Annotated in this window: 7 protein-coding genes and 2 pseudogenes; 1 reads left to right on the top strand and 8 read right to left on the bottom strand. The window is 71.0% G+C overall.

Features of this window, described 5'->3' with window-relative positions:
• Positions 1–18 precede the first annotated feature (18 nt).
• The 8 genes and pseudogenes from B1L11_RS31690 to B1L11_RS31650 form a co-directional block, all read right to left on the bottom strand.
• Positions 19–1,848, bottom strand: coding sequence for a substrate-binding and VWA domain-containing protein (locus B1L11_RS31690; RefSeq protein WP_143737688.1), 1,830 nt, complete (start codon positions 1,846–1,848; stop codon positions 19–21).
• Positions 1,849–2,076: 228 nt separating this feature from the next.
• Positions 2,077–2,691 (bottom strand): TetR/AcrR family transcriptional regulator, encoded by a 615-nt coding sequence (locus B1L11_RS31685; RefSeq protein ID WP_218671443.1) that lies wholly within the window; start codon positions 2,689–2,691, stop codon positions 2,077–2,079.
• On the bottom strand, positions 2,688–3,797 hold the full coding sequence (locus tag B1L11_RS31680; protein WP_256863064.1) for a YhgE/Pip family protein: 1,110 nt from the start codon (positions 3,795–3,797) through the stop codon (positions 2,688–2,690). Before B1L11_RS31680 ends, B1L11_RS31685 begins: the two co-directional genes overlap by 4 nt.
• Before the next feature lie 484 nt (positions 3,798–4,281).
• Positions 4,282–4,953: pseudogene (locus tag B1L11_RS55370) on the bottom strand (YhgE/Pip domain-containing protein); the annotation flags it as partial.
• A gap of 340 nt (positions 4,954–5,293) precedes the next feature.
• Positions 5,294–5,797: pseudogene (locus B1L11_RS55365) on the bottom strand (ATP-binding cassette domain-containing protein); the annotation flags it as partial.
• Positions 5,798–6,019: 222 nt separating this feature from the next.
• Entirely contained in the window at positions 6,020–6,880 is an 861-nt protein-coding gene (locus B1L11_RS31660; RefSeq protein ID WP_079319056.1) for a carbohydrate-binding protein, read from the bottom strand.
• 159 nt (positions 6,881–7,039) lie between these two features.
• Positions 7,040–10,225, bottom strand: coding sequence for a M28 family peptidase (locus tag B1L11_RS31655; RefSeq protein WP_256863061.1), 3,186 nt, complete (start codon positions 10,223–10,225; stop codon positions 7,040–7,042).
• 128 nt (positions 10,226–10,353) lie between these two features.
• Positions 10,354–11,301 carry a LysR family transcriptional regulator gene (locus B1L11_RS31650; RefSeq protein WP_256863060.1) on the bottom strand — a complete coding sequence of 316 codons (948 nt, stop codon included), beginning with the start codon at positions 11,299–11,301 and terminating at the stop codon, positions 10,354–10,356.
• A 381-nt stretch (positions 11,302–11,682) separates the two neighbouring features.
• Between B1L11_RS31650 and B1L11_RS31645 the strand changes: the two genes are divergently transcribed.
• Positions 11,683–11,958: RICIN domain-containing protein (locus B1L11_RS31645; RefSeq protein ID WP_143737686.1), on the top strand; the 276-nt coding region annotated here is incomplete at its 3' end.

Here is an 11,958-nt window from a genome sequence, read left to right as displayed (position 1 = left end):
TCGGACGGTGGGGGTCGGTCAGAAGTTGGAGATGACGGCGGTGAACACCTCGTCGATGCTTCCCGGCTTGCGCGAATCGTAGGCGGCGGCGTCCGTGGTCTGCGAGATGCGCCGCAGGACGTTCAGGTCGGCGTCGCCGCCGTACGCGATGGTGAACATCCGCACGGTCTCCTGCCCGGCCTCCTTGTGCAGGTCGGGCAGCAGGTTCTCGAGCGAGATGGAGTTGTTGTCCTCGTTCTTGCCGTCCGTCAGGAACACGACCGCGTTGATCGCGTCGCCGCTCTGGTGCCGCAGCACGTACTGGTAGGACGCGAGGGCCGTGTCGTACAACCCCGTGCCGCCGTTGGGGATCAGGCCGTTGATGCGGCTCTTGAGCCGCGACTGGTTGTTCCTGCCCAGGGGGACGAGCTCGCGGTAGTCCTTGTCGCCGTCCTGCTTGAGGCTGAACATCCACAGGCCGACGCGGTCGTTCGGGCCGAACTGCGGCAGGGCGTTGATCGCGGCCTGCTTGGCGAGGTCGAGCTTGGTCTTGCCGGTGCCCTTGACGTCGGCGCCCATCGAGCCGGAGACGTCCATCACCATCAGCACGTTGGCGGGCTTGCGCAACTCGGCCCAGCTCTTGAGGATCCGGTCCAGCACCTGCGGACTCGGGGTGCTGAGCGTGGTCGCCGGCTGCTTGGGGTCGAGGCCGTTGGCGGTCGTGATGAGGTCGCCCGGCTTGCTGTCGAACGACCGGAAGGCGTACTTCTCGAACTCCCGCTGCCGATCGGGCTCCCGCAGGTACTTCAGGAAGTCCGCCGCCGCGGCCTTCTTCGCGGCGTCCGCCCAGGACAGCACGGCGTACGGGTGGTCGGAGAAGAGCGTGCCCTCCTTGGGATAGATCGCCACCAGCGGCACCTTCGGCTTGGCGTGGTCGCCGAGCGTCTTGGGGTCGCCCGTCGGGTTGCCCTGGTTGTAGTCCCACACCGACTTCTCCTCCACCGTCACGGCGGAGATGTACGACATGGCCGTCCCCGAGTCGTCGGCGTGCTGGAGGTTGGACAGGAAGGTGAGAGTGGTGTCGCCGTAGTGGACGATCGACCGCTCGACCCCCTTGACGAAGTCACGCGTCCTGGGCGCGGCGACGTCCCGTTCCGTCAGGTCGCCCGACAGCCCCGTGGCCGCGAAGTACGCTCCGACGGTCGCGTTGAGGCCGGAAGTGGAGAAGTTCGGGTTCGTCTTGCCGAGACGGAACTTGCCCCACTCCGGGTGGTCGTACTTCGCCCAGCCCTTGGGGTCGTTGGCGAGATCCAGGATGTCCGACCAGCCGATCTTCTTGGACGGCCAACCGAGCGCCTGGGCCATCGGCTTGGGCATCGCGATGACCAGCGGAGACGTGGCGATCGTCGGGTTGTCCGCGGACACCGGCGACGCCTGGTCGCCGCCCTCGACGCGCTGCCGCAGGAGGGTGACCCAGCCGGTGCTCGCCGGCGTCCAGACGTCCGGCTTCGGACCGTCCTGCCGCTCGTCCCAGCCGCGTGCCAGGGCCTGCATCGCCCCGCCGGACGCCTTGGAGTTCACGACGACGTCCACGCACTGCCCGTCCACCTTGTGGCCGTTGTAGCTGTTGGCCATCGTGCGCAGCAGTTCGGCCTTCTCGCTCGATGCGGCGATGGTCAGCATGATCCCGTCGTCGCCGCAGGCGCGTCTGCTCGCGTTCCCGCCCTCGTCGTCACCGCCGTTCCCGCCGCCGCCCGAGACCCCGCCGAACAGCAGCTTCAGCCCGACGATGAGCGCTCCCGCGAAGATGACCGCGACGACGAACGGAGCCACGCTGCGGCGGCGCTTCTGCTGCGGTGGGGGGTACACGGTCTCCTCCATTGCCACGGGATACCTGCATTTATCCCGACGAACGGCGGATCACGTTAGTTGCCGATCATCTCGTCCTGCTAACGCCCCAGCCCCGTTCCCACGCCCATCCACAGAACCTGATAATTCTCCGTAATAACACGAACACTACGAGTAAAGTGCCATTCCGGCGACGAGCCTCGGCTCGGGCGGAAGTCGTCGCCGGGAAGGCCGGTCGCCGAGGGGCGGTCAGGGCGAGATGCGGCGGTGGACGAGCTCGGCCAGGGTCGCGTGCACGTCCTCGACCGGCTGGTCGGGGTGCAGCGCGCGCCGCTCTATGGCGACGGTGAGCACCATGCCGAAGACGGCCGTGGCGGCGGTGCCGGTGTCGAACCCGGGGCGCAGCTCGCCGGCCTCCACCGCGTCCGCGAGGACCCGCTCGTACACCGCGAGCACGCTCGTACGCAGCCGCAGGACGGCGTCCTGCCACGCCGCCCGCCACAGCTCGGCCAGCAGCACCCGGGCGAACGGCCCGTACTCGTCGAAGAAGCGGAGCTGGGCGAGCATGAGCGCGTCGAGCACGGCGACCGGCGACGTGGCGGGGCCGCGCGCGGCCTCGGCGAGGGCGCCGGCGAGCCGTTCGATGCCGTGGTCGAGCAGGCCGGCGAACAGCGCCTCCTTGCTGCCGAAGTTGTAGAAGACGGTGCCCTTGGCCACCCCGGCGCGTTCGGCGATCGCGTCGACGGTCGTGGCGGCGAAGCCCTGCTCGGCGATGAGGTCGGCCGCGGCCCGGTACAGCCGCTGCCGCGTCTCGGCCCGCCTGCCGCCCTGCTCCTTCGCCGGACCGTCCACCGGGCGGCTCACAGCGACAGCTCCGGCTTGAGGCGGCGCATCGACCACGTACGGCCGCGGTGGACGGCGAGCACGGTGAGCGCGAGACCGAGGGCGACGAACGCGGACAGCACGCCGCAAGCCTGCCACACCACGGCGGTGTCACCACCGCTGATGAGGCGGCGCATCGCCGACACCACCCAGCTCATCGGCAGCCACGGCGAGATGGCCTGGAAGAACCCGGGGGAGGTCTCGATCGGATAGGTGCCCGCCGACGAGGTGAGCTGCAGCATGAGCAGCGCCAGCACCGCCACCCGTCCGGGCGGTCCGAGCAGCGCGTTGACCGCCTGTACGACGGCGAGGAACGCCGCCGCGACCAGCACGAGGAAGGCCACCACGCCCGGCCAGTTCGCCGCCTCCAGGCCCAGGCCGAAGCGCAGCACGGCGAGCAGCACCGCCACCTGGAGCGTCCCCATCGCGAGCCCCGGCAGCCAGCCCGCGAGGGCCGTGCGCCACGCCGGCGCCGACCCGGCGAGCAGGCGCGGGTTGACCGGCCGCAGCACCATGTACGTCACCATCGCGCCGACCCACAAGGCGAGCGGCACGAAGAACGGCGCGAATCCGGTCCCGTAGTTGGGCACCTCGTTGTCCACCTCGGTGGCGAGCCGGACGGGGTCGCTCATCATGTCCGTACGGCTGTCGCGCTCCTGCGTGCCGTAGTCCGGGATCCGGGCGGCCCCGTCGCCGAGCTTGCCGGCCAGCTCGCCCGAGCCGTCGGTCAGCTTGACCAGCCCGGAGTCGAGCTTGCCTGCGCCCCGCTCCAGCTTGCCGATGCCGTTGTCGAGCTTGCCCGCACCGGAGGCGAGCGAGGCGAGGCCGGTGTTGAGACTGCTCGCTCCGTTGTCGAGCCTGGCCAGGCCGGTGGACAGGCTCGACGCACCGCTGTTCAGCGTGCCGAGGCCGCGGGACAGTGAGGTGGCCCCGCTCAGCGCCTTGTCCGTGCCGTCGCGGAGGCCGGAGGCTCCGTCGGCCAGTTGCCTGAGCCCCTTGTCGAGCTGGTTGAACTTGTCGCGGGCGTCGTCCAGCGCGCTGCCGAGGCCGGGTGCGGCGGCGGCGAGCTCGCGGGCGTCGTCCGCCACCGCCCGTGCCGTACCGGCGAGGTCGTCGAGCCTGCCCGCCTGGGTACCGAGGCGGTTCTGCAGCCGTCCGGCGGCCGACGCGAGGTCGCCCGCCGACCCGGCGGCCCGCTCGACCAGCGCGCGCAGCTCGGGATCGGGCGTCGGGATGGGCGTTCAGCCAGCGCTGGACGGCGCGCAGGTCCTGCCTGGCCGTGCCGGCCGAGCCCTGCACCTCCTGCGGCAGGCCGTCGAGCGCGTCGGCGAAGCCGTCGGCGCCCTTCGCGAGGGTGAGCGCGGCCTGCCGGATGCGGTCGCCGTTCTTCTCCAGCACGGGGACGTATTCGTCGGCCGCCCGGTTGACCGTGGGAGACAGGGTGTGGACCTGGCGGTAGACCTCGCGGTTGCCCTCGGCCAGTTTGGCCGCCCCCTTGTCGAGCGCGGACAGGCCCTTGCGCAGGTCGGCCGCGCCCGCGGCCGCCTTCGACAGGCCGGAGGACAGGGCGGCCGAGCCGGTCCTGGCCTGGTGCAGTCCGTTCGTCAGCTGCTTCGACCCGCTGTACAGGGCGTCGGCTCCGGACGACAGCTTGCCGGTCGCGTTCTGCGCGGACCCGAGCCCCTTGGCCAGCGAGGCGGCGCCGTCGCTCGCGGCGGCGGCTCCGTCGTGCAACCGGTCGGCGCCGTCGGCCGCCTGGGCGGTCTTGTCGTGCAGTTCGCCGAAGGACAGGAAGATCTGGTCCAGGTAGTCCTTGACCGCGCTGCGCCCGGCCGCCTCCTTGACCTCCCGGAACACGGCGTCCGAGATCGTTCGCATGATGTAGCTGCGCCCGGTGTCCACCCGTACGCCGAGCTGGGCCGGGCGCGGCGTGCCGTCGCCGGAAGGTGAGGCGAGGTCGGCGCTGAAGTCGGCCGGGATCGTGAGCGACAGGTAGTAACGGCCCTCGCGGACGCCCCTGTCGGCCTCGGCCGCGTCGACCCGGTGCCAGGCGAAGACCTTGCGGTTCTCCAGTTCGGCGGCGAGTTCACGGCCCGCGTCCACCGTGCTCGGCGGGCCGCCCGCGGCGCCGGCTGCGGTGGCGGGACGGTCCTCCACGACGAGGGCCACCGGTACGCGGCTCAGGTTCCCCTGGGGATCCCAGAACGACCAGAGGTAGAGCCCGGCGTACAGCAGGGGCAGCATGATCACGGCGACCAGCGCGGCCCTGGTGAGCCGCGAGCGCATGAACCTGCGCAGTTCGAGCCGGCCGGGGAGGGGGACGCTCATCGCCGCTCTCCTTCCTCGGTCTCATCGGCGCGCGCCGCCCCGGTGTCGTCCCCCGGGTCGTTTCCGATGACGGGCGGCGGGGGAGGCGGGGGGAGCGGGGGACGGGCAGCGGCAGCAGCGTGGTGGCCACGCCGGTCGCCTCCTCGGCGTCGGTGCACGCCGCGACGACGGTGAGCCCCTGGTCGGCGAGGCCGCGCAGGATGTCCCACATTTCGTGCCGCCTGCCGGCGGGGATGCCGGTGTCGGCGTCGTCCACGAGGAGCAGGCCCGGCTGGTCGAGGAGGGCGAGCGCGACGCCCAGCCGCACCGCCTGGTCCCGGGTGAGCTCCCTGGTCAGGGTCCGATCGCCGTGTGGCAGGGCGTCCGGGTCGAGGCCGGCGTGGGCGAGCGCCGACCGCGCGGCGTCCGGATGCCGCCTGCGCCACAGGAACCCGTGCGGGCGCAGCCGCTCCTGCAGGTGCTCCCGTACGGACAGGGCGTCGTCGAACGGGTTCACCTCCGTGAAGAGCCCGAGTGCGGCGATCTGCCTGATCCTGCGGGGCGTCGCCAGGCCGCCGACGGTGAGCGTGCCCTCGGCGGGCTTCATCCGTCCCGCGAGGGTGAGCAGCAGGCTCGTACGGCCGCTGCCCGCCTCGCCCGTGACGACGGTGAGCGTTCCGGGGGCCGCGTGCAGGGAGACGTGCCGGTAGACCCAGCCGTGACCACCTCGCACGCCCAGCCCCCGCGCCTCCACCTCGACGCCTTCGAACACGCCGGCCATGGGACCGGACGGCCCGGCGGGAGTTCCGGCAGAGGGGGTGACGTCCCCGGCGGTTCGCCCGGCATCCACGTCTGTGCTCCATTCTTTTGCACTGACCAGTCGGTACAAAAGAATATCGCCGAGGGCTCCTCGCCCTATGCCCCGCCGTGGTGTGATTTCACCTACATGCGACGAGGCCCGGTCAGCGGTGACCGGGCCTCGTGGTTCGCGCTCAGCCGACGCTCAGCCGATGCGCTGCCAGAGCGCCGGCACGTTCGGGGGCTCCCAGCCGGCCTGCGCGGTGTGTCCCTGGAGGCAGCGATAGGTCGAGCCGCCGTAGGTGACCGTGTCGCCGGCCGCGTACGTCCGGCCGGCCTGCCAGGTCCCGCCGGGGCCGGTCGTCGGGCTGGTGGTCGGGCTGGTGGTCGGGCTGGTGGTCGGGCTGCTGCTGGGCGGCGCGCCCTGGACGTTCAGCACGAAGTCGAACGTCGCCTCGAGGCCGGCGCCGTTGGTGCGGACGTTCATCAGCAGCCTGGCGTCGTAGATCGTGTCGGTGTTGTTGCGCGGCTCGCCGGGGAAGTACAGCTGCGTCGTGAGGATGGGCTTGTTGGGGGCCTGTGCCTTCACGTGGATGTGCCGGGTACGTCCCGGGTAGAGCCCGGGGACGATCGTGGTCAGCTTGTACGCCCCGTTGGCGTTGGTGTACTGGTGGCCGCGGAAGTTGAAGCCGACGTTGTCGTAGGCGCCGTTGGCGTCCGCCTGCCAGAAGTCCAGCAGCACGTTGGCGAGCGGCTGGCAGGAGAGCCCGAAGACGTAGCCGCTGACCGTCAGGGGAGTGCCGTTGCCCGGCAGCGTGGTGCGCTGCGGGGAGTTCGGCTTGAAGTACGGCCCCTCGATCTGCTCGACCGTCGGCTCATCGTCGTCGTCGCAGAACGGCGTGGGGAGCAGCGGTCCGCCGGTGACGGCGACGTCGCGGGCGAGCGAGGCGTGGGCCGCCGTGCCCGCCAGGATCGACATCGGCGCGCCGATCAGCGCCGCCTTGAGCAGGGTCTTGCGGGTGATCCCGCCGGGCTTTTCCTCGTCTCCGAGGTCTACGGGTTCCATGGGATTCCTCCATGTGAGGGTCGGGGTGTGGAGGAGTCAGGACGACGGCCCCCCTCCGCGAGGTACGCCGCCCTGACTCCTCACCGGGCGTACGGCTTCCGCCCGGTCGGGAGACGTCGCCCCGCTGTGCGCGAGTCAGGCCGGGGCGACGTCGTGTGGTCAGACGGGCTGCCAGAGGGCCGGGACGTTGGGCGGCTCCCAGCCGGGCAGTGAGGTGTGCGACTGGAGGCAGCGGTAGGTCCTGCCCGCGTACGTCACCGTCTGGCCGGCGGTGTACGCGGTCCACTCCTTCCAGGTGGTGTCGCCCTGGTCGCCGCCGATGGTGAGGGAGAAGGAGGCCGAGTGGTCGGCGCTGCTCCCGTCGGCGTTGAGACCGATGGAGTACGTGCCCGGCGCCGCGCCCGCGGTCGTCGAGATCGTCACCTGGGACGACTGCCCCGCGGTGATGGTCTGCGGCGAGAACGACACCGACACCCCGGCGGGGACGCTCGACGCCGACAGCGTCACCTGCTGGGCGTTGCCCGAGCTGACCTGGGTGAACAGCGTCGTGGCCGTCGACTGGCCGGCCTGGACGGACGCCGAGGACGGGTTCACCGAGACGGTGTAGTCGTCCGTGGGCGCCGGGCCCTGCCCGACCGCGAGCTTCCACAGCACGTACGCGATGCCGTCGGCGTTGCGGTCCAGGGCCGTGGTGTTGACGTTGGACGGATAGGTGTCGCACGCGGAGTGGTAGCAGCGGTCGAACGCCTGCCCGGCCGTGCCGCCCCACTTCTGCGCCTGGGCCGCCGACTTGACCGTCTCGGCGCCGGTGAAGACGCCGCCGACCCGTACGCCCGCGTTCTTGAACGGGGTGTGGTCGCTGCGGCCGTCGCCCTCGGTCTCGATCTCCGTCGGGACGTTCAGCGTGGCGTAGTAGTCGTTGAACAGCTTCTGGAGCGCGGGGTCGTCGTCGTAGACGAAGTATCCGGCGTTGGGCGAGGCGGTCATGTCGAAGTTGAGGTAGGTCTCCACTCCGGCGGCGCCGCCGTTCTGCACGTAGTACGTCGAGCCGCGCATGCCCAGCTCCTCGGCGCCCCACCAGGCGAACCGCACGTGCTTGGTGAGGGTGGGGTTGCGCGCGGCGAGGGTGAGCGCGACCTCAAGCAGCGAGGCCGAGCCGGACCCGTTGTCGTTGATGCCGGGGCCCGCCGCGACGCTGTCGAGATGACCGCCGAGCATGACGGTCGGGCTCGCCGGCCCGCCGGTCCAGTCGGCGATCAGGTTGGTGTGCGTCTGGCCGTTGTAGGTGAAGCTCTGCGTCCGCGTGCTGTATCCGGCGGCGTCGAGCTTGGCCTTCACGTAGTTCAGCGCGTTGGTGTACGCGCCGGACGGTGAGGGCCGGTTGCCGATCGCCTGCAACTGCTGCAGGTGGGCGTTGATGTTCGCCACCGGGATGTCAGGCGTGGACGGGTCGGGGTTGCCGGACTCCACCGTGAGCGAGTAGGTCGCCTGCCTGTCGACGTCCGTGCCGTCCGCCACGATCGTGATCGGGTAGGCGCCCGCGGGCGTGCTCGCGGACGTGGCCAGCCTGAGCTGCGAGGTCTGCCCGGCGGTGACGGTGGCCGGGGTGAACGTCGCGGTGACGCCGGCGGGCAGGGTGCCGGTCCTCAGCGTGATCTGCTGGGCGCTGCCGGTGGTGACCGTCGTGCTCACCGTGGTGGTCACGGCCTGGCCCGCCTGCGTGCTGCCGGAGGCCGGGTTGACCGAGACGGAGAAGTCGTTGCCGCCCGGGTTCGCCGTGCAGGTCGGGTCGTTGGTCGCCGGGACGTTGACCGCGGTCCAGGCCGCCTTGACCGCGTTGAACTCCACGCAGCTGCCCGGGAACAGCGACTTGGCGGCGTTCAGCGTGTTCACCCGCGCCTTGGCGTGCGTACGCGGGAGGGTCTTGAGGTTCAGCGAGGCCAGGAAGATCATCCCGGCCTTCTGGATGCCGATGCCGGTCAGCGACGAGGGCCCGCTGCAGACGGGGCTGCTCGGCTTGCCGCCGCCGGGGTTGGTGCCCTCGGCGAGCAGGTAGAACCAGTGGTTCTGCGGGCCGGCCGCCGAGTGGACCTCGGTGTTCGGGATCGAGGCGCTGTAGCAGTCCGGGTCGCCGTTGGTCGAGGGCCGGTACATGTACCGGATCGGCCCGCCGCCCACCAGGTTGACCTCTTCGCCGACCTGGTAGTCCGGTGGGTCGTTCGGGTTGTTCGCGTACGCCTCGGTCAGCGCGCCGAAGATGTCGCCGGTCGACTCGCCCATGCCGCCGGCCTCGTTGCCGCTGCCGGCGCCGCCGCCCGTGTACTGGTCGATGGCGTGGCCGAACTCGTGGCCGACCACGTCCATCGAGGTCGCCTGCTGGTTGTTGGCCTGGTTGTGCCCGAACGAGGTGGAGCTGCCGTCCCAGTAGGCGTTGACGTCGTTGAGGCCCACCTTGACGGGGAACCCGCCGCCCGAGCCGTTGATGCCGCTGCGCCCGAGCCAGTCACGGAGCATGTTCCACTCGGTCTGCACCGCGTAGAGAGCGTCGACGCACGCGGTTTCGAGGCTGGTGCCCGAGGCGTTGCCCCAGTCGTCGTCCGGCCCGGTGTAGGCGCCGCCGCTCTGGCCGCCGCAGCGGATACCTGGACGGGTGGTGTCGGTCATCGAGTAGTTGCCGGCCGACCCAGAGGTCTGGATCGTCACCGGGTTGCCGTTGTAGTAGCTGTGCCCGACGCCGGCCTTGACGTCGTCGTAGGAGTCGAGCACCTTGCCGGTGACGGCGTCGACGAAGACGTGCAGGACGCTCGGGACGTCGCCCTTCTTCCTGCCGGTGACCACCGTCTCCCACGCCAGCCTGGGCGTGTCGAGGGCGGCGTCGACGAGGAGGGTGGGCGTGCCGACGGACTCGACCGAGGCCAGCAGGCCGCGCGCCTTCGCGGCCGCCTGGGCCTCGGTCACGCGGGGCACCTCGGAGACGTTCAACTCGGTGCGCTGACCCGTGGTGACGACCTGCACCGTCTGTCCGGACGCGTCGGTGGAGACGATGACGTCGCCGCCGTGGACGGGCAGGCCCGCGTGGGTGCGGGCGTAGGTCAGGTAGCGCAGCCCGCCCGCGCCGGTGACGGTGCGGGCGAGCGTGAACTCGTCCGAGGGCGCGGTGTGCAGCGCCTGCGCCGAAGCGGCCAGAGCGCTCGCCGCGCTGGCGAGTGCGCGCGCCTGGGGGCCGGGTGGGGCCGGGGCGCTCGACGCGGAAGCCGGCGTGATGGCCGTTCCCGCGAGGGATGACGAGGTCAGGGCTACCGCCGTCAGTACGGCCAGCGCCGCTGACCTTGCAGGGGGTCTCACTCCTGGTGACTCCTGTCCCTTGGGGGGTTGAGGGGAGGAGCCGGCCGGGGCTGAGACACACCGTGACATCGACGACGGAGGGCGGGTAACCCCGCACCTTCCTATACGGTCGCGCTATAGGGGGCTGGCTAGGGCTGGGCAAGAGGCCCGTGACGCCCGAGCCAGTCCTGGTAGACCGCCGACTTCTCCGCGTCGGCCCAGTACGCCCGGCGCACCGCCGCCACGAGTTCGGCGATGTGCGGATCGACGGGACCGGCCTCGGTCCAGCCGATCAGGTGGCGGAAGCTGAGCGGGGTCCCGGCCAGTGGGCGGATCGCGATGCCCGGGTAGCCGCGGCTGGTGGCCTGGAACATCCCGACGCAGCGGGACGCGGCGATCAGGTCCACCGCCACGCTGAGGGTGGCCTCGCAGCCGATCTTCGGCACGAACCCCGCCCGTGCGCAGGCCTCGCCGAAATGCTCGCGGTGGCCGACCTCGATCATCACCGGCAGCGACCATTCCTCCTCGGCGAGGTCGGCCAGGTCGATCTCCTGCCGGGCGGCCAGGGGATGCGACTCGGCGATGCCGACGAAGATCGGCTCCCAGGCGACCGGCGCGTACCCGACGCCGGCGGGCGGTGTGAGCGGGAGACCGGGGTAGTCGGCGAGCGTCGCCAGCTCCAGCCGCCGCGAGCGCAACAGGCTCGGCAGCACGTCCATCGCCTCCTCCGTCCGCAGCGTGACCTCGGCGTCCGGCAGCAGCTCCCGGAGCGTTCCGATGATGTGCAGCGCGAGGTGGCTGGACATGCAGCCCACGCGCAGCACCCTGCGGCCGGCGAACCGCATGCCGTCGCGACGCAGTTCCTCGAACGCGGGCAGCAGCGAGCGGGAGCGTGCCAGCACCCATTCGCCGAGAGGCGTGGGCGAGGCTCCCTCCCTGCCGCGCTCGAACAGCGGGCTGCCGAACATCGACTCGATGCGCCGAAGCTGAGCCGTCAGGGACGGCTGGGAGGTCTTCAGCGCGGCGGCGGCCTTGGAGATGCTCCCGTGGTCCGCGATGGCGCAGACCGCGCGCAGATGACGCACTTCTAGCTCCACGCCACGAGCGTAATAAGTAAAGAAACTTTGCAGTAGACCCCAATAGCGGATCGTTGCCCCTGGTGGCCGCCGTGCGGGGGGAGGCCGGCGGTCATCCGGCACCGCCGCTCACGCGAGTGGGACATTCCGCCCACGTATCCGTGTTTCATGAAAATTTCACCGCCGGGCACCGGGCGCATCGGCTCTCACCTGCTCCAATCGGCCGGCGTCCGGATGGAGCCGTCAACCGGGTGACACAGAGCATTGACCCGCGTTCCCGAGGTCCGTAATTTTGGCCGTGTTCCGGTTCATGGATGTTGTTCACATTCATGAATTTCCTCAGCGGGACCAGGAGTCACCCCCTCGGTCAGGGGTCCTGCACGACATGCAAGGAGCTCGGCTTTGAGAAGGAGTACCAGAACCGGAGTCGGGGTGATCGGCACCGTCGCCGGGGTCGCCGCCCTGGTCGGCGGCGTCTTCGTCGGCGTCTCCAGCGCGGCGCCCAGTGCGGGGGCCTACCGGATCGTGAACGGCGCGAGCGGCCTGTGCCTCACCGTTCCGGGCGGCAGCACCTCCGACGGCGTGCAGCTCACGGTTTCCAGTTGCAACGGCGCGAGCAACCAGACCTGGAACCTCTCGTCCCAGGGCAGCGGCTTCCGCGTGGCCGCCGGCAACAGC

Source organism: Microbispora sp. GKU 823 (genome assembly GCF_002027145.1).
GTDB lineage: Bacteria > Actinomycetota > Actinomycetes > Streptosporangiales > Streptosporangiaceae > Microbispora > Microbispora siamensis.
This window is presented reverse-complemented; position numbering and strand designations above follow the sequence as displayed.

Bases quoted from the DNA above. Each gene is read 5' to 3' on its own strand.
- B1L11_RS31660 (WP_079319056.1), bottom strand. From the start codon at position 6,880: ATGGAACCCGTAGACCTCGGAGACGAGGAAAAGCCCGGCGGGATCACC.